Origin of the sequence: Ideonella sp. (assembly GCF_036277275.1) — a bacterium.
Classification (GTDB): domain Bacteria; phylum Pseudomonadota; class Gammaproteobacteria; order Burkholderiales; family Burkholderiaceae_C; genus Ideonella.
In genome coordinates, this window is the sequence record NZ_DASUNH010000157.1 from 1 (window position 1) to 21,411 (window position 21,411).

At 66.7% G+C, this 21,411-nt stretch carries 19 protein-coding genes; 3 read left to right on the top strand and 16 right to left on the bottom strand.

All coding sequences use genetic code 11. The annotated features are described in order from the left end of the window. On the bottom strand, positions 1-2,149 hold a 2,149-nt coding region (locus tag VFY73_RS26845; protein WP_329724648.1), incomplete at its 3' end, for a malate synthase G. A gap of 36 nt (positions 2,150-2,185) precedes the next feature. Next, entirely contained in the window at positions 2,186-2,872 is a 687-nt protein-coding gene (locus tag VFY73_RS26850) for a haloacid dehalogenase type II (protein WP_329724649.1), read from the bottom strand. A gap of 98 nt (positions 2,873-2,970) precedes the next feature. Here VFY73_RS26850 and VFY73_RS26855 point away from each other — a divergent pair, with 98 nt between their 5' ends. The 3 genes from VFY73_RS26855 (at position 2,971) to VFY73_RS26865 (ending at position 5,069) form a co-directional block, all read left to right on the top strand. Continuing rightward, positions 2,971-3,882, top strand: coding sequence for a LysR family transcriptional regulator (locus VFY73_RS26855; RefSeq protein ID WP_329724650.1), 912 nt, complete (start codon positions 2,971-2,973; stop codon positions 3,880-3,882). A 306-nt stretch (positions 3,883-4,188) separates the two neighbouring features. Beyond that, entirely contained in the window at positions 4,189-4,467 is a 279-nt protein-coding gene (locus tag VFY73_RS26860) for a DUF4148 domain-containing protein (RefSeq protein ID WP_329724651.1), read from the top strand. 152 nt (positions 4,468-4,619) lie between these two features. Then, the gene (locus VFY73_RS26865) at positions 4,620-5,069 is read left to right on the top strand and encodes a DUF4148 domain-containing protein (protein ID WP_329724652.1); all 450 of its coding nucleotides are present in this window, start codon (positions 4,620-4,622) and stop codon (positions 5,067-5,069) included. A gap of 204 nt (positions 5,070-5,273) precedes the next feature. On the opposite strand, the gene VFY73_RS26870 is transcribed toward VFY73_RS26865, so the two are convergent. From VFY73_RS26870 to VFY73_RS26935, 14 genes are all read right to left on the bottom strand, one after another. Beyond that, complete coding sequence (locus VFY73_RS26870) at positions 5,274-6,740, bottom strand: M20 family metallopeptidase (RefSeq protein ID WP_329724653.1); 1,467 nt, start codon at positions 6,738-6,740, stop codon at positions 5,274-5,276. A 100-nt stretch (positions 6,741-6,840) separates the two neighbouring features. Next, entirely contained in the window at positions 6,841-8,586 is a 1,746-nt protein-coding gene (locus VFY73_RS26875) for a PglL family O-oligosaccharyltransferase (RefSeq protein ID WP_329724654.1), read from the bottom strand. Positions 8,587-8,624: 38 nt separating this feature from the next. Further along, complete coding sequence (locus VFY73_RS26880) at positions 8,625-10,079, bottom strand: O-antigen ligase family protein (RefSeq protein ID WP_329724655.1); 1,455 nt, start codon at positions 10,077-10,079, stop codon at positions 8,625-8,627. Further along, positions 10,076-11,188: an O-antigen ligase family protein gene (locus VFY73_RS26885; RefSeq protein ID WP_329724656.1), complete on the bottom strand. Its 1,113-nt coding sequence runs from the start codon at positions 11,186-11,188 to the stop codon at positions 10,076-10,078. Before VFY73_RS26885 ends, VFY73_RS26880 begins: the two co-directional genes overlap by 4 nt. 146 nt (positions 11,189-11,334) lie before the next feature. Beyond that, entirely contained in the window at positions 11,335-13,236 is a 1,902-nt protein-coding gene (locus VFY73_RS26890; RefSeq protein ID WP_329724657.1) for a sulfatase-like hydrolase/transferase, read from the bottom strand. Positions 13,237-13,348: 112 nt separating this feature from the next. Further along, on the bottom strand, positions 13,349-13,777 hold the full coding sequence (locus VFY73_RS26895; protein WP_329724658.1) for a pilin: 429 nt from the start codon (positions 13,775-13,777) through the stop codon (positions 13,349-13,351). 190 nt (positions 13,778-13,967) lie between these two features. Further along, positions 13,968-14,747, bottom strand: coding sequence for a 3',5'-cyclic-nucleotide phosphodiesterase (locus VFY73_RS26900; RefSeq protein ID WP_329724659.1), 780 nt, complete (start codon positions 14,745-14,747; stop codon positions 13,968-13,970). A gap of 254 nt (positions 14,748-15,001) precedes the next feature. Next, the gene (locus VFY73_RS26905) at positions 15,002-15,637 is read right to left on the bottom strand and encodes an FHA domain-containing protein (RefSeq protein WP_329724660.1); all 636 of its coding nucleotides are present in this window, start codon (positions 15,635-15,637) and stop codon (positions 15,002-15,004) included. Between the two features lie 66 nt (positions 15,638-15,703). Next, entirely contained in the window at positions 15,704-16,492 is a 789-nt protein-coding gene (locus VFY73_RS26910) for a Stp1/IreP family PP2C-type Ser/Thr phosphatase (RefSeq protein WP_329724710.1), read from the bottom strand. A 20-nt stretch (positions 16,493-16,512) separates the two neighbouring features. After that, positions 16,513-17,436, bottom strand: a complete 924-nt coding sequence (locus VFY73_RS26915; protein ID WP_329724661.1) for a serine/threonine-protein kinase — start codon at positions 17,434-17,436, stop codon at positions 16,513-16,515. A 283-nt stretch (positions 17,437-17,719) separates the two neighbouring features. Then, positions 17,720-18,463 carry a TerC family protein gene (locus tag VFY73_RS26920; RefSeq protein WP_329724662.1) on the bottom strand — a complete coding sequence of 248 codons (744 nt, stop codon included), beginning with the start codon at positions 18,461-18,463 and terminating at the stop codon, positions 17,720-17,722. A gap of 178 nt (positions 18,464-18,641) precedes the next feature. Beyond that, entirely contained in the window at positions 18,642-19,535 is an 894-nt protein-coding gene (gene sucD / locus VFY73_RS26925) for a succinate--CoA ligase subunit alpha (protein ID WP_329724663.1), read from the bottom strand. A 17-nt stretch (positions 19,536-19,552) separates the two neighbouring features. Continuing rightward, complete coding sequence (sucC, locus tag VFY73_RS26930) at positions 19,553-20,713, bottom strand: ADP-forming succinate--CoA ligase subunit beta (protein WP_329724664.1); 1,161 nt, start codon at positions 20,711-20,713, stop codon at positions 19,553-19,555. A gap of 57 nt (positions 20,714-20,770) precedes the next feature. Next, entirely contained in the window at positions 20,771-21,382 is a 612-nt protein-coding gene (locus tag VFY73_RS26935) for a DUF2889 domain-containing protein (RefSeq protein ID WP_329724665.1), read from the bottom strand. Between the last annotated feature and the right edge of the window lie 29 nt (positions 21,383-21,411).

The window sequence follows — 21,411 nt, forward strand, 5'->3', positions numbered from 1 at the left end:
CCTTGCCCTTGAACACCAGGTCGCATGCGGCCTGATACGCCATCGACGTGTCGAAGCGGCCGGCCATCGGCCGGTACGCCGGATCGCCGGCGTTTTGGCGGTCCACCACCGCAGCCATGCGTTCGAACGTGGCACGCACCTGGGCTTCGTCGACGATGCCGTGGTGCAACCAGTTGGCGATGTGCTGCGAGCTGATGCGCAGCGTCGCGCGGTCTTCCATCAGGCCGACGTTGTGGATGTCGGGCACCTTCGAGCAGCCGACGCCCTGGTCGACCCAGCGCACCACGTAGCCGAGGATGCCCTGTGCGTTGTTGTCCAGCTCCTGCTGCTTCTCGGCGTCGCTCCACTGCGGCGCGGCGACCACCGGGATGCTGAGCAGGCCCTTGAGGATCTCTTCGCGCACGTCCTCGCGAGTCGACTTCTTGTCGGCTTTCTCCAAGTCTTTCTGCACCTGCGCCACATCGACCTGGTGGTAGTGCAGCGCATGCAGCGTGGCGGCCGTCGGGCTGGGCACCCAGGCGGTGTTGGCACCGGCCTTCGGGTGGCCGATCTTCTGCTGCAGCATCGCGGCCATCAGGTCCGGCATCGCCCACATGCCCTTGCCGATCTGAGCGCGGCCGCGCAGTCCGCACTGCAGGCCGACCAGCACGTTGCTGCGTTCGTAGGCCTGGATCCACGCGCTGGTCTTCATGTCGCCCTTGCGCAGCATCGGGCCGGCGTGCATGGCGGTATGCATCTCGTCGCCGGTGCGGTCGAGGAAACCGGTGTTGATGAAGGCCACGCGCGACTTCGCCGCGGCGATGCAGGCCTTCAGGTTCACGCTGGTGCGGCGCTCCTCGTCCATGATGCCGAGCTTGACGGTGTGCTTGGGCAGCCCGAGCAACTTCTCGACGCGGCCGAAGAGCTCATCGGCGAACGCCACTTCCGCGGGGCCATGCATCTTCGGCTTGACGATGTAGACGCTGCCGGTGCGCGAGTTGCGCAGACCGTTCGCGCCGTGGCCCTGCAGGTCGTGCAGGGCGATGGTGGTCGTGACGACCGCATCCATGATCCCTTCCGGAATCTCGCGGCCGTCGGCGCCCCACAGGATCGCCGGGTTGGTCATCAGGTGGCCGACGTTGCGCACGAACAGCAGCGAGCGCCCGTGCAGCGTGACCGCCTCGCCCTTCGGGCCGGTGTAGACGCGATCGGGGTTCAGCCCGCGCGTCATCTGCTGACCGCCCTTGACGAAGGTCTCGGTCAGCGTGCCTTTCAGGATGCCCAGCCAGTTGCCATAGGCCTGCACCTTGTCAGCCGCGTCGACGACGGCCACCGAGTCTTCGAGGTCGAGAATCGTCGACAGCGCGGATTCGATCACCAGGTCAGCCACACCGGCCGGATCGTTCGCGCCGATCGGCGTCGAGCGGTCGATGCGGATGTCCAGGTGCAGGCCGTGGTGCTGCAGCAGCACCGACGACGGTGCGGCCGCGTCACCCTGGTAGCCGACGAACTGCTTGGCCTTCTTCAAGCCGGTGGTCGTGCCGTTCTTCAACGTGACGACCAGCGCACCGCCTTCGATGCGGTAGCCGGTCGAGTCGACGTGGGTGCCCTTGGCCAGCGGTGCGGTGCGGTCCAGCACGTGGCGCGCATAGTCGATGACCTTGGCACCACGCACCGGGTTGTAACCCTTGCCCTTCTCGGCGCCGTCGGTTTCGGGCAAGGCGTCGGTGCCGTACAGCGCGTCGTACAGCGAACCCCAGCGCGCGTTGGCGGCGTTCAGCGCATAGCGCGCATTGGTGATCGGCACCACCAACTGCGGGCCGGCCTGCGTGGCCAGCTCGGCGTCGACGTTCTTGGTCTTGGCCTTCACGTCGCCCGGGTCGGCAACGAGGTAGCCGATCTTCTGCAGGTGTTTGCGGTAGGCCTTCAGCTTGGCCTTCTTGTCGAGCGGGCCGGGATTGGCGCGGTGCCAGTCGTCCATCGCCGTCTGCAGGCGATCGCGCTCGGCCAGCAGCGCGGCGTTCTTCGGCGCCAGCTCGTGCACGATGCGGTCGAAGCCGGCCCAGAAATCGCCTGCATCGACGCCGGTGCCAGGCAGCACCTGCTCGTCGATGAAGGTCTTCAGTTCGGTATCGACCTGCAGGCCGTGGAGCGTCGTGCGGTTGGTCATTGTCAATGCCTCGTTATGTGATGGATCGAAAGAGGGTCAGGAGGGAAAGAAGTCGAGCACGTCGCGCAAGCTGGTGCCGGTGCGTGTCGGCGTCGTGCCCAGGCGTTCGAGCGGCAGCCCGGCGCGGTTCACCCACAAGGTCGTGAAGCCATACCAGGTGGCGCCAATCGCGTCCCAGCCGTTGCTGGACACGAACAGGATCTCGCGCGCCTGCAGGCCCAGGGCGGTCGGGCCGATCGCGTACGCGGCGGGGTCGGTCTTGAAGCGCTGCGTGGCATGCACGCTGAGCACCGGGTCGAGCAACTCGGCCATGCCCGCGCTCTTGACCGCGCTGGCCAACATCGGCGGGTCGCCGTTCGACAGGATGCCGGCACGGATGCCACGCTGCTTCAACGCCGCCAGCACGGCGTGGTTTTCGGGAAAGGCCGAGAGGTGGCGGTACTCGTTCAGCAGGCGCTGTTCGGCCTCGGCGGTCAGGGCCAGGCCCAGGCGCTCGGCCGAAAACTGCAGCGCTGCACGGGTCAGCGTCCAGAACGGCTGGTAACGCCCGCTCATCGAGGTGAGCCGGGAGTATTCGATCTGCTTGTCGCGCCACATCTGGGCCAGGCGCTCGCCGGCCCCCGGGAACAGCTGTTCCGCGGCCAGACCGACGCTGTAGACGTCGAACAAGGTGCCATAGGCGTCGAACAACACCGCGCGCGGCGCGGGGGTGGCTTTGTCCATGGGGCAGAATTTATTCGATACCTGGCTCGCCATTACCAACGCCGAACGCGATGGATTTGTGACTTTGACGCACAGATCGAGCACCGTACCATCGCAACGTGGACCGCCTGAAGCAGATCGAGACCTTTGTCGCCGTGGCGGCGAAGGGCAGCCTGACGGCCGCGGCACTGGCCGAGGGCGTCGCGCCGGCGGTCATCGGCCGGCGCATGGATGCGCTCGAGGCCCGGTTGGGCGTGAAGCTGCTGCAGCGCACGACCCGGCGCATCAGCCTGACGCACGAGGGCAGCGCATTCCTCGAGAACTGCCAGCGGCTGATCGCCGACTTCAACAACGCCGAGGCCAGCGTGTCGGCCGGCGGCGTGAAGGCGAGCGGCCACTTGCGCGTGACCGGCCCAGCCGGCTTTGGCCGCCGCCACCTGGCGCCGCTGGTGCCGTCGTTCCTGTCCCGGCATCCGGACGTCAGCCTGTCGCTGAACCTGTCGGACCGGGTCGTTGACCTGGTCAATGAAGGCTACGACTGTGCGGTGCGCGTCGGGGACCTGCCCGATTCGAGCTTGGTCAGCGTGCGGCTGGCCGACAACCGCCGGCTGTGCGTGGCCTCGCCGGGGTACCTGCAGCGCGCCGGCGCGCCGGCACATCCCAGTGAACTGATGCGCCACCAATGCCTGACGCTCAGCTCCGAGGCCAGCCAGTCGCGTGGCTGGGCCTTCTCGGTCGATGGCGAGGTGACCCACCTGCGGCCGGGTGGCCGGCTCGATTGCAGCGATGGCCAAGTGCTGCACGAGTGGTGCCGCGAGGGGCTGGGCATCGCCTGGCGCAGCACCTGGGAGGTGCAGGCCGACATCGCGAGCGGCCGGCTGGTCAGCGTGCTCGACGACTTTGCGGCACCGCCGAACGGCATCTACGCCGTCTTCCCCAGCGCCCGCCACCTGCCGCTGCGGGTCAGGCTGTGGATCGACTTCCTCAAGCACAGCTATGGCGATGCCGGCTACTGGGCCCGCGCTGTGTGAGCGACCCGTGCAGCCCGGTCAAGCGGCGCTGTAAGGCCCGGGCCCGGTCGCTCGACAAGGGTTCACCCTCGGTTTCCTAGCACAGAGTCCGGGTAATCCCGGGGTTTGATTGTTCGCGAATCGTTAACACGCAATAAACGCAGCGGGCATTTATTGCCTGGGCAGCAATCTCTACAGTTGCATCCATCGATGAGCCGCAACCGTATAACGACTCACCGAGGCTGGACAAGACGGAGCGCGACAGTAGGTGCTCACCGCCATGCCCGGACAAGTTTTTATCAACGTTTCACTCAAAGGATGACCACCATGTTCGCCAAGCAAGCCCAGATCGCCGTCGCCGCCCTCGCCTTTGCCGCCGCCGGCAGTGCCTTCGCCGCCGACCAGCAGCGCAACGTGTTCGACACCGAAACCAACCTGCGCGCCCCGGCCGCTGAAGCGAAGCTGACGCGCGAGCAAGTCCGCGCCGAGTTCCTGGCCGCCCGCGCCAGCGGTGAAGTCAACGTCTTTGACAACGAGACCGTCGCCTACGTCAAGCCGGTCGTCCGCGCCGACCAGACCCGTCTGGCTCAAGTCAAGGCCAAGTAAGTCCCGCGAGGGGCGCCGCCCAACTGCTGCCGCACCGACTCGTCCGACTGCTTCAAAGAAACGATACACGCCGATACCGGGCTGAAAGGACGCGCCACGAGCGCTCCCGCACGATGAGGCCCTGTCTCACCAAGACCTGAAAGGACACCACCATGAATGCCAAGCAAGCTCAATTCGCCCTCGCCGCCGTGGCCCTGTCGCTCGCCAGCGGCGCGTTCGCCCAGTCGGCGCAACGCAATGTTTTCGACACCGAAACCGACCTGCGCATGCCCGCGGCTGCGTCGGCCAATGGCCTGACCCGCGACGCGGTGCAAGCCGAGTACGTCGCCAAGCGTGATGCCAAGGGCATCTCCGAGTTCAATCCCCACGCCTGGTATTTCGCTCAGAACGCCGACTCGGCGCCGGCGCTGATGGCCCTGTTCTCGCCCAAGTCGGAGCAAACCGCGGTGGCCAAGGCCGAAGGTCGTACCCGGGCTGAAGTGCGCGCCGAAGTGCTGGCCGCCCGTGCCAACGGCGAACTGAACCCGTTCGACACCGAGACCAACCAGCGCGTGCCGCAAGACGTGCGCCGCCCGGCCCCGACGGCGCTGGCCCAGCGCTGAGCGTCAGCCGCTGACCGCGGCGACGCAGGGCCTGCATCGGGCCTGGCAGTCGCCCAAAGCAAAAAGGGCGGGGAAAACTCCCCGCCCTTTCGCATTCCCCGACCCCTCTGCAATTCGCCACTCGACTCTATGCAAGCCGGTGGCGGCTGCCACCCACAAAAGGTTGATCTGCGGCCCGTGTGCAGCAGGGGTTTGTGCGAAGCCTCACGGATGAGCAGCCATCACCTCGGCCACCGAGGCCGTCAGACGCTGGCCGTAGCCCAAGTGCAGGAATTCGTTCGGCCCGTGCGCATTGCTCTTCGGGCCCAGCACACCGCAGACCATCATCTGGGCCTGCGGGAAGCCCTGCTGCAGCAGGTTCATCAAAGGAATCGTCCCGCCCTGGCCGATGTAGCCGAGCGGCTCGCCGAAGTGCGTGCGTGACGCGGCGTCGAGCGCAGATTCCAGCCACGGTGTGGTGGCCGGCGCGTTCCAGCCGGTGGCACCCCAGTCCCCGGCCCGCCCGTCGGGCTGGAAAGTGACCTTGGCGTTGTAAGGCGCGTTGTCTTCCAGCAGCGCCTTCAGCGCGACGGCCGCTTCGTGGCCCGGCACCAGCGGCGGCAGCCGCAGGCTCAGCTTGAATGCGGTGTAGGGGCGCAGCACGTTGCCGGCGTTCGACAGGGGCGGCACGCCGTCGACGCCGGTGATCGACAGCGTCGGCCGCCAGGTGCGGTTCAGCAGCGCCTCGACCGGGTCGGTGGTGGTTGGCAGCGCGACACCGCCGTCGGCGCCGCAGGCCCAGGGGTAGCGCTTCCAGACCTCGTCGCCCAGCGTTTCAGCCGTTTGGCGAGCCTGCGCAACCCGCTCGGCTGGGATCGCGCAATGAAAGACGCCGGGCAGCAAATTGCCGGTCTTCGAATCCTCCAGCCGATCCAGCACCTGGCGCAGGATGCGAAAGCTCGACGGCACCAGGCCGCTGGCATCGCCCGAGTGAATGCCTTCGGTCAGGATCTCCACCTTCAGCGTGCCGGTGATGTTGCCGCGCAGGCTGCTGGTCAGCCAGAGCTGGTCGTAGTTGCCGGCGCCTGAATCGAGGCAGACGACCAGGCTGACGTCGCCGAGGCGTTCTTTCAGCTTTTCGAGGTAGAACGGCAGGTCGAACGAGCCGGACTCCTCGCAGCTTTCGATCAGGCCGACGATGCGCGGATGCGGGATGTTCTGCGCCTTCAGCGCTTCGATCGCGCTGACCGCGGCGTAGATGGCATAACCATCGTCGGCGCCGCCGCGGCCATAGAGCTTGCCGTCCTCGATCTTCGGTGTCCACGGGCCCAGATCCGAACGCCAGCCGTTGAACTCGGGCTGCTTGTCCAGGTGGCCGTACATCAGCGCGGTCTGCGTGCTGCCGGCGCGGGTCGATTCGACCTCGAAGAAGATCACCGGCGTGCGGCCTTCGGCGCGGATCACCTCCAATGTCAAGCCTGGAACCTTGCGGCTTTCGACCCAGGCGGCGGCGTCGCGCACGACCTTGTCGATCAGGCCGTGTTGCTGCCACTCGGGGTCGAACAGTGGGCTCTTGGCCGGCACGGCAATGTACTCGGTCAGCTGCGGCACGATGCGTTCGCGCCAGGCGGCGTCGACGAAGCGGCCGAGCGCGGCCGAGTCCAGCGATGGGAGTTTGTCGGGGGCGTTCATGATGTGAACCTCGGTGTGACGACGATGGCCGAAAAGTGCGGCCGGTAGGCCGAGCCAGCGATTGTGCGCTGGCCGGTCCCAGGCCCTGAAGCGCCGCGGCTTATTCGGTGCGGGTCTGGAAATCGCGCCAGGTCAGCCCGGCCGGCGGCGGCACGCACTGGAACGGTGGCGGCGAGGTGGCCATCTTGGCGGGGTCGTTGCAGACAGCGAAGAAGTCGGCAGACGCGGGATTGCGGAACTCGCGCAAGCGCGCCGCCAGGTAGCTGGCCTTGTCGCGGTGGCCGGACTCCGCGAGAGCCTGGGCCCACGCGAGCATCAAGCGCGTGTCGAGCAGCGAATGGGTCGTCGTGTTGAAGGCGGCCATTGCCGCCGAGGGCGGGTTGGTGGTGGTCGCGGCTGCGTAGTCGGCATGGTGCGAGAAGAAGACACTGCCTTGGCCCCGCTCGATCCGTTCGGACAATGGGCCAGCGTCATCGGTCGGGGCGTAGATCGCGACGACCTTCCAATAGTCGTACAACGCGAACAGGCTGCCGGCGACCATCAGCACGCCGGCCAGGCGCATCACGACGGGCGCACCGAACCGCGTTGCGGGCAGCTCATGCTTCGGTTTCGCGGGCTCGGGCGTGCGCAGCGCATAGCCCCACGCCCACGCCGTGGGCAGCAAGAAGTACGCATACCACAGCGGGTACTCGAAGAGGCTGTGCACGCCGATCATCAGGACCATCATGAAGGCGGCGCGCGAGCCGGCACCCTCTTCGCCCGGCACCCGCCATGACCGCACACCGGCCTGGACCAGCGCCCACAGCAGCAGGCCGAGGACGAGGCTGCCGAGCGGGATACCGAGTTCGACCCACAGCTGCAGCGGCAGGTTGTGCGTGTGATCGAAAAAGGCGACGGGGCGGTCGGGGAACGGCGTCAGCGTCCAGGCGAAGTTGAATTCACCGAAACCGACACCGGTCCACGGCTGTTGCCGAATGAGCGTCAAGGTATTGGCCCAGATGCCGAAGCGCGACGACGACACGTCGCCCTCGGCCAGCCGCTCTTCGCCGCCGAAGGTGTGGCCTGTCGCGTGAGCCCAGCCGGCCATGGCCAACGCGATCAGCAGATAGGCCACCGGCGCGCTGACCAACGCGGCGCGGACCCAGCGCGCGAGCCGCCTGTCGACCAAACCCCACAGCGCGAGCAGGATCACGCCGACGATGCCGGTTCGCGAGGCTGTCAACACAACGGCCCACAGCAGCAAAGCGCCGAGCAACAGAGCAACGCGTCGATCAACTTGCCAAGCCGCGACCCGGCCCGCCTGGGCCAACGGCACCCAGGCAATCAAGGCCCACAAAAGCAGGCTGCTCAGATGATTCGGTTGGCGCAGGTTACCGACGGCGCGGCCGGGCAGCCCCGAGGCGGCGATGAAGGTGCCGTCGGCCAGGGCGGGCGCAAAGACCTGGATCACTGCGATGCCTGTGCTGGCTAGGCCGGCCGCCAGCAAGACCGCCTGGAAAGCCGGCATGGCGCTGTGTTCGGCAGGCGCGGCCACAGGGCGCAGGACCGCGAATGTGGTCACGAGCAGCGCGGCGCCGATCAATGCTGCCATTGACAAGGCCAATGACGAGGGCAGACCGTCCAGCCAATGCACCACACAGGCGGTCAGACCCATCAGCAGCAGCGTGCCTTGCAGGGGCCCTGCCAACGGCCCGTCGAGCCTTGGGCTGCGAGGCGCCGCCACGATGGCCGCCCCCCACAGGCCCACTGCGAGCAACTGATTCATCAAGGTGGCGGACGGCGAGGCGTTGTACGCCAGCAGGGTCGGCGCAATCAGGGCGAAGGCGAGGGCCACGTAGAACGGCATGGGCCGCCATTGTTCCAGCCTTTCGCCGGCCCCGGCGGTCAGAACCAGCCGTGAGACCAGAAGCGCGGGTTGGTCTTCTCGTTGTGAACGAGATCTCTGCGCACGTGTTCGAGGTGCGCCCTCAGGTCGAGCGCTTCGGGCAAGACGGAGGCCACGAGCCAGATCTGGGACATCAACACCGCGACACCCGCCAGACGCCGTCCCCATCGGCCTGTGAGCGTCGCTGCTGTGCCAGCACTGCCGCCATGATGCATGCGCATCCACGCCCACGACCAGGCCGCGCACAGGGCGATCCACATCTGCGATACCGGCATCACGAAGTTGCCGGAGACGAAGCCGTCGATGAGCACCGCGACACAGGCGATCCACAACGTGGCGCCTTGCGTGCCGTCAGACTGCATCGATACCGAACGCACGGCTTGCCGCATCCGTTCCAGCCCACGCCAAGCCAACCCGAGCAGCAACACCAGCATCGGCAGCCCCCACTCGGCGGCTACCTGAAGGTAGACGTTGTGCGGGTGGGCGGCCTTGGGGTTGGGGATGTGCGCATAGTGCATCGGCCCGATGCCGAGCCACGTGGAAGCGCAGAGCTGGTCCCAGGCAATGCCCCACAGTTGCAGCCGCGCGCTGTCGGATGCCAGCGAGGCGACCGAGCGCGCCTCAGGAGCTGGCATGCGGTCGCCGGTCAGTGCGGGAAGCAGTGCGAGCGTTGCATAGAGTGCACCGCCGAGCAGCGCGGCCAACAGGATCGTGCGGATGATTGGCCACGCCGTGGCGCGGCCGAGCGCCAGGAGTCCGAGCAACGCAGCGCCGAGGACCGCCGCGGCGGTGCCACGCGCGCCGGTTCCCAAGATGACCACGACATAGACCACGAGCGACATCCAGCCCCACCACCACAGCAGGCCCCGGCGCCGCTGGAAGGTCACCGCGCCAGCCAGCAAAGGCAGCGCCACGGCCTGGGCATGGTTGAAGAATCGATAGTTGTCGTAGCCGATGATCAGTTCCTGCCAGATCAATGGCCGGCCCGAGAGCACGGTTGCCGTGGCAAGCATCAGCACCACGAAGGCATAGAGACCGCAGGCCCCCAGCACTGCCACTCGAGCGGATGCGTGGCCGGCTGCGCAGATGCCTTTCATCCCGAGGTGAATCACCGCGGCGATGCCGACGATCAATGCAAGCTCACGACCGGCCATGGCAGGCACGTCCGACGCTGCCACGCTGGCGATCGCCAGCACGCCGAGCAGGGCGAGCGTCCAGGGTCTCGAGGGAACGAGCCACGACCGCGCGGACCACTGGTAGGCACACCACTGCGCGGCCGCCACGAGCAGGACGGCAAGTTGGGCCATTCGCGCCGCGTCATGAGGGGCGTGGTGGGCATCCTGCACGGCGACAGGCACCAGCACCACAAAAGCGAGCAGCGGCAAAGCTGGAAGCAAGGCCCACGATCGCTTTCCGGGCTTGGAGGACAGCGTCGTCATGTCGTGGCTGCTCATGGCACGAATCTCACCGTGCGTCGCGCCGATGCCATCAGCAAGCCACTGAGGACCGCGAAGATGAGCAGCGGTACAGGGTAATAGAAGGGTCCGTCGACGAGGCCGAAGGCCAGCAAGCCGATCAGCATCGCTACCAACCAGCGTGTCTCGTCGTCGGCGCGCGCCAGCGCGAACCACCCGCGAGGACGCGCCTGGCTGCGAGCCAGATGGTTCACCAGCATGCCAATCAGCAACGTGCCGATCAAGCCGAACTCCTCGAGCAGCTGCAGCAGGACGTTGTGAGCTTGACTGGTGCGGGCGATGTAAGGTCCATAGCTGCCGCAACAGTTCAAGAAGCTGTGCCCGTCCGGGCCATAGCCCCACCACGGGTGCAGGGCGATCGCCTTGAGTACGTCCGTCCACAGCGGCAGTCGGCCGGAGGCCGCGGCAACTTCTCCGTGCTGAGCGCGATCGATCAGGCTGCCGCCACCGATCAGCCCCAGTTCGCCGAGCACCCAGCTCATGCCAAAGGCGAGCAAGGTCGATGCAGCCCCGAACGCCAGCAGCCGCCCGCGTTGGTCTTTGGGCGCCAAGCCGCATCCAGCTGCCAGGAAGATCAGCCAGCCCAGCAACGCGCCACGTGAACCGAGTTGCACGATGCCGTACAGCGCAGCGGTACCGAGCACCAACCCCGTCAAACCCAGACGTCGCCATCGAAGAGCAACGGCAATAGCCGCCGCGGCTGCGAGGTAGCCGAGGTATCCGAAATGGCGAATGTTGGCGTGGTACGGCATGCGAGGGCTGGCATTGGCTCCATTGCCTTGCAGTTGCAGCAGCCAGAACACCACCTCGACGAGCACCGCAGCGTGAACGAGTGCGATCGCCAGCCAGTACGGTGCGGCGCCCGGGGCGTCGTCATCGCGATGGAGCAGGTAGATTGACAGGCCCAGCAAGGCGAGCGCGTAGTAGAGCTCCAGTCGGTCCCAGGCGATGAACACTCGAGGTGAGGCCAACGTCGAGACCATCATTGATACGGCCACGGCGCCGACCAGCCATCGAACCCTCATCGACAGGCGCATGCTGGCATGTCCATCCAGCAGGCGCAGCAGCATCAGCGAGGCGGCGGCCACGGCGATGTTGCCGACGACCTGTTGCACATGGCCATCCTGGTAGGGCTTGTGGCCGGTGATGCTGACATAGGCCAGCGCGGCGAACACCAGGGCTCCCGCCCAGGGGCGCAGCGCTGATGGAACCGAAGGGCGATCCTGCGTGCCGGTCATCCGGCAGCCTTTGCACTGGCCTGCGCTGTGGCCTTGGCGCCGAGCTGCATGAGGGCGCGGCGATAGGCGTCGATGCGAGCGACGTCCTCCGGCAGCGGTTGCATTTCCTCTGGCGGCAGCCCGGTCGTCAGCCGGTAGGCGCGGTAACGGCCATCGACGGGCTTGAACACCGTGATGCGATCAGCACACCGCAGGCCGACATCCTTCTTCGCGAGCAGCCCTTCGAGGTGTTCTTCGCGCAGGCGCAGCCTGCCCTTCGAATCAACTTCGTACAAACTGGCGCCCTCCGCAGCAACGCGCCTGGCATCCAGATGGCGATAGTCGCTGGCGCTGGGAAGTCGAAGCTCCGTTTCGACAACAATGCAATCCGAACCGGGACGCAGCTGCACTTCACCGCTGCGCATGAAATGCTCCGCCGCCGCCCGCACGTCGAGCAGTGAAACCTGCTCGGACCGGATGGACGGTGCGTGCTGCACGCGGCCTCCACGGTAGTGCAGCGTGGCCATCACGATGCGGCTCTGGTGCTCGCTCAGCAGGTCGGCACCATGGCCGTAGCCTGCACGGCGTACCAACGTACCGCCGGCTTCTCGCAGCGGCTCGTCGTCGCCGACCGCCTCCCCGTGATCGGACAGCAGGATCACCATCGTGTCGTCGAGCCGCCCTTGGGCGGCCAGCACTTGCATCAGCCGGCCCACTTGCACATCGGCGGTTGTCAGCGCCTCGATGTGACGGGCCCGGATGGCATTGGCGTCGGGATGCTTCACCGTGGCGTGCCGGGTCTTGAATGGGAAGTGCCCGCTGAGAAAGTGAACCGCAAGAAACAGCGGCTGCGGCGAGGCGGTCGCGCCGGCGATCTCGTCGACAAAACCCTGGGCGTCATAGTTGGCAGCAGACGCGACGTTCAGGTAGGAGTACGGCAACAGCCATCTGGCGAGTCGATTTTGAAGCAGCACGTTGGCCAGCGGTGTGTCGTTGAACGGTTGGACAACAAAGTCCAGCACGCCGGCGCGCGGGCCGACGACCGCGTCGAAGCCGAAGCTTTCATCGATGTTGTTGAAGCGCCGCTCGTCTATCGCATAGACGCTGCGATAGCCCTGGGCCTTCAGTGTCGTGCCCAGCAAATCCTGACGCTGCGCGTGCTCGATCCCGCGCAGGTTGAACAGCGCACCGTGGCCGGCGGCGGGCTGGCCGCTGAGGATGGAGGCCCAGGCCGGGTAGGTCCGACCCAGTGGGGTGTAGGCTCGTTCGTAGGCTGTCGATTGGGACAGCAGCGCGCTCAAGTTTGGCAGGTGGGCTCGCTCACGCTGCATCAAGTGAGCGGAAAGCGAATCGACGCCGATGATCACGATGTTGCGCTGGTCGCCCTGCCCCTTCGGGTGGTCGTGATTCGACCAGCCTGTCAGGACCAGGGCCAACGTCGCGGCCAGTGCAGTACCCCCCAGCCACAACTTGGGTTGGCGCGGCACAGGCGGGTGACGCACGAGAACAAGGGCCAGCAGGCCGGCCAGCACCGTACTGGTGGCTGCGAACGCGACCCCATGCGGCGCCGCGCTGAACCAAACCGAATAGCCGGAACGGGCGAAGAGCATGCCGTTGCCGGACACCATCCACAACCATACGAGGGTGAGTGTCGCCCACGAGGCGATCGGTCGCGCCGTGCCGGTTCGGCTGGCCCACTGGCTGGCGAGCCAGGTGGTTGCTGCGTAGACGATCAGCAGCAAGCCGAGTTGTGTGCCCAGGTTGAGGGCCAGGCCCAGGACGACGGGGACTCGGACCATCGATTCCATCAGCGCCCCCATGGTGGGGGCATGCCAAGTGGTGCCGAGTGAAGCCAGGGGCAGCGCTGGCAGCGCGTACGCCGTCGCAAAAAGAACAAAGGCGATCAGGTGGCGGGCCATCATGGACGACGTGGCGGGCGCGTGTGGGTCGCAAAAACAACAAAGCCCCGAGGGCTAGCCGCGGGGCCTTGTGCTGGGGGATCCTCGACAAGAGCCGAGGATCCTTGTTTCATCAGGTGCCAGCAGCGTTGCGGCACTCGGACGGAACGTACTTGAACTGATCCGAGTCGGAGGTGCAAGACCACGCCACGCCAGCGCTGCTGGAGCTCGGCGACAGGGTGATCGTGACGGTGCCAACCGACGACACGCGGGAATCGACTTCGGCGGTCAGGACGCCTTCAGCGCACCCGAGAATCGTGCCGCCGACTTGGGTCGTGCCGTCTGCGTTCACGCCAGCGCAGAGATCGTCGCCGGTCTTGCCCGAAGCCAGGTTCTCGCCGACGGTCGACTTGGCGCCGCTGGCGATGCCAACACCTTCCGAGACGCGGGCACGGATCGTGTAGTCCTGATAAGCCGGCAGCGCAACCGCGGCCAGGATGCCGATGATCGCCACGACGATCATCAGTTCGATGAGGGTGAAACCTTGTTGGACGCGCTTCATGGTGAAACTCCTTGATCAGCGGGTGGGGGAAGAAAACGTTGGGGGGCTGGATCGCCCTTATCCCCCTAATTGCGAAACGCGTGCCAGCTTTTTCGGGCTTGTCTGGCGTGAACTTTGCACTGCCATTGACGGATCTGGTCGCTTTTTGCTGCCCAGTTCTGTCGATGCCCGCCTCGGGTGACGAAATTTGTCAGTCGAGGTGGAGGGTTTGGCCGGCGGCCAGGGCCTGCAGGCGCCGCCCGGGCAGGCGTTGTGCCAGTTCGGCGCGGATGGTGTCCAGCTCGCCGGGCTTGATGTGGGTCAGCAGCACGTCGGTGCCGTCTGGCACGTGGCGCAGTTCGTCGGCCAGCGACGACGGGCAGTGGTGGTGGCTGTCGGCGGCAATGGCGCGTTCGCTTTCGGCAAAGGCCACCTCGATCACCAGCTGCGCAACCGAACGCCCGGCCAGCGCCGCCCACAGCGCCGGATTCGGGCCGGTATCGCCGGTATAGACCCAGCTGCGGCCGCTGGGCGCATTGACGGCGTAGCCGCAGGCAGGCACGGCATGTGCGGCGGGCAGCACATCAATGGCCCGTTGGGCGGCGCCCAGATGGAGGGTCTGTCCGATGGCGAGCGGCCGCAGTTGCAGCACCGGCTGGCTGGCACTGGGCAGGCGCGTGAAATCGGGCCACAGCCGGTCGTTGAACAGGTGCTGGCGCAACACTTGCAAGGTCTCAGGCAGCGCATGGACCTGGATCGGCGCCCTGCCCTGACGGCGGCGCATCACGCTGTCGGCCATCAGCGGCACCCCCAGCACGTGGTCGAGGTGCGAGTGGCTGAGCAGGATGTGGTCGATGCGCGCCAGCTCGTCGAGCGTCAAGTCGCCAACGCCGGTGCCTGCGTCGATCAGCACATCGTCGTCGAGCAGGAAGCTGGTGGTCCGGCAGCCTTGGGCGATCGAACCCGAGCAGCCGAGAATGCGGATGTTCATGCGGCGGCAAGCGCGGGCGCCGAAAAGGTGACGAGCGGCAAGATGGATGGCGCCCCGGGGCGCAGGTCAGCGCGACAGGATTGCCGACGCATCGGGCCCGATGGTGCTGCGGCCCGCGCCGCAGCGCAAGATGCCAAGTGGGCAGATCGGGTGTCATGTTCGCCGATCGAGCTGTGCAGCGCGATCGGCTGTGAACAGCGTCACATTCGCGCCACGCCCGTCGGGGCACGCGTGGCGATGCCAGGGTCGACCGGTCAGCCCTGGATGAACTGCATCTGCGTGCCCGCGAGGTCAATGATGTCGCCGTTCTTCAGCGAGATCACGCCATCACCGACCGGGCTGCCGTTGACGGTGGGGTGCGACACACCTTCGACGTGCGAGAGCACATAGCCGGTCGGCCGCTTTGCGATCGAGGCCACCTGCACGCCGGGTTTGCCAACGGTGGTGACGGCCTTGGTCAGCAGCACTTCACGGCCGGCCGCGCCGCCGTTGAGCACCTTGATCGAGGCCGGGATCATCGCGTGCACCGGCGGCGGAATGGTCACCGGATTGGCCGGGTTGAAGCCCGGGCGCAGCACCATGGTCTTTTCGTAGTCGGGCACTTCGTCGACCAGGTACTTGATGCGGTACTTGCCGATCTCGACAGTGTCGTTGTGCACCAGCAGCTGCTTCTTGATCGCCTTGCCGTTGATGTAGGTGCCGTTGGTGCTGTTGAGGTCTTCGATGAACACATCGTGACCCACCGCCAGCATCACCGCATGCTCGCCGCTGACGGCGAGGTTGTCGATCACGATGTCGTTGTACGGACGCCGACCGAGGGTGGTGCGATCTTTGGTGATCGGCACTTCCTTGATCACGACGTTGTCTAGCGAAACGACCAGCTTGCCCATGCCTGTCCTCTTGTTGTCACAGTTCGAACCCGTAGGCTCGACCTACGTGTGAACCACCTTGCCCCCTCAGGCGCGGCGGAACGGCCACCATGCACGCCCGGCGTGGGCGGCTCCCCCTTTGGCGCGTACCAGGACCACCGAGATATTATCCCGCCCGCCCGCCGCATTGGCAGCGGCGATGAGCGCGTTCGCGGTGGCCTCCAAACTGTCGCTTGCACGCATCACCTGCGCGATGGCGGCGTCGGGCAGCATGTCCGACAGGCCGTCCGAGCACAACATCACCAGGTCGCCAGGGCGCAATTCATGCCCGACGACCTCCAGCTCGACCGCCGGCTCGACGCCCACCGCCCGTGTCACCAGGTTGCGGTTCATCGAGTAGACCGCCTCCTCCGGCGTCAACAGGCCGGCGTCGATCTGCTCTTGCAGCAAGGAATGATCCCGGCTCAATTGCTCCAGCTTGCCGCCACGAAGCCGGTAGGCGCGCGAGTCGCCGATGTGGCCGACCCACAGCCGGTCGTCGTTGAACAGCGCACTGACCAGTGTCGTGCCCATGCCCGCATATTCGGCCCGGCTCTGTGAAGCGTCGTAGACGACCTGGTTGGCATGCTGCGCGCTGGCCATCAGGGCTTGACGGATCTCGTCTTCATCGCGCGGACCGCTGGGCTCGGACAGCCAGCGGGCAATGTCTTCCCACACGCATTCGACAGCCATGGCACTGGCGACTTCGCCTGCGTTGTAGCCGCCCATGCCATCGGCCAGCACGGCCAAGGCCAAGTTCTCGTCGACCCGCACGGCGTCCTCGTTGTTGCTTCGCGCGCGGCCGGTGTCCAGCGCACTGAAGAACTCGAGTTGCATGCTCACGGGCGGGGTCGCGTTCAAGACGGCGTCGCGGTCGGGGGGACAGCCATTGTGCCTGCGTCGGCGGGGCCCGACGCACCGGGAGAAACCAAGGTCGCGCGCAGCGCTGCGCCGACGTGACGCAGTTCGCGAGCCAATGCTGCGCCATTGGCTGGCCGGTCTTCGGGCCGCTTGGCCAGCAGCCGCGCCACCAGGTCCGACAGCTCCGTCGGCAGGTCAGGTCGCAACGTGGTCAAGGGCGGGGCTGGCTGGGTGGTGATGGCCAGCAGAAGGTCGCCCATCGAAGCGGCTTCGAAGGGCAATCGCCCGGTCAGCAGCTCGAACAGCACCACGCCCAGTGCGTACAGGTCGCAGCGGCCGTCCACCGGCGCGCCGGCCAGTTGCTCGGGTGCCATGTAGACGGGGGTGCCGGCGAGCACGCCGCTGCGGCTGCGTTCGGCATCGCTCAAGTGGGCGCAGCCGAAATCCGCGATCTTCAGCACGGCACGGCCGGGACTGAACAGCAGGTTTGCGGGTTTGATGTCACGGTGCACCACCCCGTGGGTGTGCGCATGGTCCAGCGCCTCGGCGGCTTGCGCCATCAGCTCGATGACCAACGGCTCGGGCAGCAGCCGCGGCGCCGCTGCATAGCGCGCCAGGTCGCTGCCCGGGACCCACTCCATGGCGATCCAGCCGACCGCGCTGTCGCCATGGCCTTCCACGCCGGCCCCGCGGGTGCGCACGATGCCGGGGTGGCGCAGGCGCGACGCCGCCTGCGACTCACGCAGAAAGCGATCGCGGGTCAACTCGCCGTGGTGCAGCCGCACTGTCTTGATGGCCACCGGGCCGCCGCTGTCGGGATCGGTCGCGAGGTGCAACTCGCCCAAGGCTCCGTGGGCGAACGTGCGCACCAGCGGGTAGCCGCCGATGGTCACCCCAGGCATTTCGCTGGCATCGGCCATGGCAGACGGCGACGGCAGCTGACGATCGCGCTGCCATGGCCAATGGCGCCATAACGCCCGGCTCCAGAACGTGGTCCCGTTGCCACCCATTCGCTTGAACCCCCCAATGCGTGTGTGGTTGAACCACCTTATCACAGGCTTTTTGGTCGCACTGTCAGCGCTGGTGACCGGCATGACGCCCAAAGGGGCGACAGGCGCCCATGACGATCGGTTCTAGGGGGTGGCGGCCTTCAACAGGCGCCGCGGCCAACGCCGTCACGCAGCGGCGTATCGGCTGCGTTGCTCAGCCGGCTTCGGGCGCCGGAGCGCGCCGCAGCGCGACGACCTTGCCGATGACGAGCACCAGCAGCGCGCCGATGGCACCGGCGGCGTAGCGCGTGACCGCGCTGACCTCGGCTGCAGCGGCCGGCGACTTGGCGGCGTCGGTCGGGAAGTAGCCGATCACGGCGGGGTCCGAGACGGCCATCGTGCCGGCGATCCAGCCCAGCAGCATGCCGCCCAGCGTGATGATGAGCGGAAAGCGGTCCATCAATTTGATCACCAGCTGGCTGCCCCAGACGATGATCGGGATACTGACCAGCAGGCCGAAGATGACCAGCGGCATCTGGTGGTCGCCGCCCGCGGTCTGGGCCGCGCCGGCGATCGCGATGACGTTGTCGACGCTCATCACCAGGTCGGCGACGACCACGGTTTTCACCGCGGCCCACAGCTTGTCGCTCGATTGGATGTTGGCATGGCCGCCGTCATCGTCGGGTGCCAGCAGCTTGACGCCGATCCACACCAGCAGCGCTGCCCCGACAAGCTTCAAGTAGGGAATCGCCAACAGCGTCAGCGCGAAGAAGATCAGGATCACCCGCAGCACGATCGCGCCGGCCGTGCCCCAAATGATGCCTTTCATGCGCTGCGAGTCAGGCAGCCGGCGGCAGGCCAGTGCGATCACCACCGCGTTGTCGCCGCCCAGCAGGATGTCGATCATGATGATCTGGCCGACGGCGACCCAGAATTCGGGCTGCATGAACTGTTCCATCAGGGACTTCCTCGCGGTGGTGGCGTGAGCGCCGGCGCAGTGTAGGGGTTTGCACGAGGGCTGGCGTTCGTGGAACTACAGACAGGCCAGGCCCTGGAAATGGCAAAGCCGCACGCAGCGGCTTTCGGTTGGATCGGGCGGCGGACAGGCGGGGCAAGCCCGCCGACCAGCCCCGGACTCAGAGCAGGCCCTTGAGCAGTTTGCCCATCTCCGACGGATTGCGGGTGATCGTGAAGCCGCACTCTTCCATGATCGCCAGCTTCGCGTCCGCGGTGTCGGCGCCACCGCTGATCAGTGCACCGGCATGGCCCATGCGCTTGCCCGGGGGCGCGGTGACGCCGGCAATGAAGCCGACGATCGGCTTCTTCATGTTGGCCTTGCACCAGCGCGCGGCTTCGGCTTCGTCCGGGCCGCCGATCTCGCCGATCATGATGACCGCATCGGTGTCCGGGTCGTCGTTGAAGGCCTTCATCACGTCGATGTGCTTCAGGCCGTTGATCGGGTCGCCGCCGATGCCGACCGCCGACGATTGGCCCAGGCCGATCTCGGTCAGCTGCGCCACGGCTTCATAGGTCAAGGTCCCTGAGCGCGACACGACGCCGATGCGGCCCTTGCGGTGGATGTGGCCCGGCATGATGCCGATCTTGATCTCGTCCGGCGTGATCAGGCCGGGGCAGTTGGGGCCCAGCAGCAGCGTCTTCTTGCCACCGGCGGCCTCCTTGGCCTTCATCTTGTTGCGCACTTCCAGCATGTCCCGCACAGGGATGCCTTCGGTGATGCAGATCGCCAGGTCCAGGTCGGCCTCGACGGCTTCCCAGATCGCGGCCGCCGCGCCCGCGGGCGGCACGTAGATCACGCTGACGGTCGCGCCGGTCTGGCCGGCCGCTTCCTTGACGCTCGCGTAGATCGGGATGCCTTCGAAGTCTTCGCCGGCCTTCTTCGGGTTCACGCCGGCGACGAAGCAGTTCTTGCCGTTGGCGTAGTCGCGGCAGCCGCGGGTGTGGAACTGGCCGGTCTTCCCCGTGATGCCCTGGGTGATGACCTTGGTGTCTTTGTTGATGTAGATGGACATGTGCTGTGCTCCTGGGCTTACTTCACCGCAGCGACGATCTTGGTCGCCGCTTCGGCCATCGTGTCTGCGCTGATGATGGGCAGGCCCGAGTCGGCCAGCATCTTCTTGCCCAGGTCTTCGTTGGTGCCCTTCATGCGCACCACCAGCGGCACCGACAGGTTCACCGCCTTGCACGCCGCGATCACGCCGTCGGCGATGGTGTCGCACTTCATGATGCCGCCGAAGATGTTGACCAGAATGCCTTTGACATCCGGGTTCTTCAGCATGATCTTGAAGGCCTCGGTGACCTTTTCGGCCGTCGCGCCACCGCCGACGTCCAGGAAGTTGGCCGGCTCGCCGCCGAACAGCTTGATGGTGTCCATCGTCGCCATCGCCAGGCCCGCGCCGTTGACCAGGCAGCCGATGTTGCCGTCCAGGCTGATGTAGGCGAGGTCGAACTTGCTGGCTTCGATTTCCGCCGGGTCTTCCTCGTCGAGGTCGCGGTAGGCGACGATCTCGGGGTGACGGAACAGCGCGTTGGCGTCGAAGTTGAACTTCGCGTCCAGCGCGATCAGGTTGCCCTTGCTGTCACGGTTGAGCGGGTTGATCTCGACCAGCGAGGCGTCCGTCTCCATGTAGCAGCGGTACAGGTTCTTGAACAGCGTGACCGCCTGGTCGACCGTAGAGCCCGTCATGCCGACAGCCGCGGCGACCTTGCGCACCTGGTCGTCGGTCAACCCGGTCAGCGGGTCGATCAGCTCGGTGATGATCTTCTCGGGCGTCGAGTGGGCCACTTCCTCGATGTCCATGCCGCCTTCGCTCGAGCAGATCAGCGCGACCTTTTGCGAGGCGCGGTCGGTGACCAGCGAGACGTAGAACTCCTTCTGGATGTCCGCGCCTTCTTCGATGTACAGGCGACGCACCTTCTGGCCTTCGGGGCCGGTCTGGTGTGTCTTCAACTGCATGCCCAGGATCTGGCCGGCCAGCGTCTTGACGTCGTCCATCGACTTGGCCAGCTTGACGCCGCCGCCCTTGCCGCGGCCGCCCGCGTGGATCTGGGCCTTGACGACCCAGACGGCACCGCCCAGCTTTTGCGCGGCCTCGGTGGCCTCCTGCACGGTGAACGCCGGGTAGCCGCGGGGCACCGGCACATCGAACTGGCGCAGGAGTTCCTTGCCTTGGTATTCGTGGATCTTCATGGGGCTGGTTTCGTGAGTTCAGGACGAAAGCGGGAGGCGACGTGGGCGCTTGGGCGCTCAGTCGCCGCCGCCGGCGGCGGCCGGTCCGGATGCCGGCGTCGGATTTTGCGTCAGTTTGTTGGCACCGGGCTGACGGTACCAACGGGGGTAGTAAAGACGCACGGCTTCACCGTCGGCCGCCAGCGCGTGGCAGCGGTCGAGCTGGAAGGGTTGGGTGTCGCTGTCGGGGTGCACCTTCAGCACATCACCGGCGAAAGCCTGCACGACGGCGGTGGGCAGCACATCGGCCAGCTCGGTCAGATGGGTGCAGCCGCGCACGCCACCCAGGCGCTCGCGCACTGCGCGCTTGAAGCCGCGCATCAGGTTCAGGCCGGTCAACGCGGTGTAGCGGTCGCCATGCTGGTCGCAATGACCGGGGTACGGCATGGCCAGCGATTCAGCACCGGCGGCGACGATGTTGAACGCCGTGTCGACCACCAGGCGCAGGTGCAGATCGTGGATCGGCTCGCCGGCGGGGCGCTCGCGGCCGGGGGCGCCGGTCGGGCGCGTCTTGCTGTCGAGCACCAGGGCGTCGATCTCCCACAAGCCATCGCTGCGCGCATAGGCCTGGACCTGGATCGAACGCTGGTGCTTGAGCTGGCGTTGGGGGTCGGCGGGAGGCAGCGGCATGGGCGAAACAGCGGGTGCGCCGCAGGGCA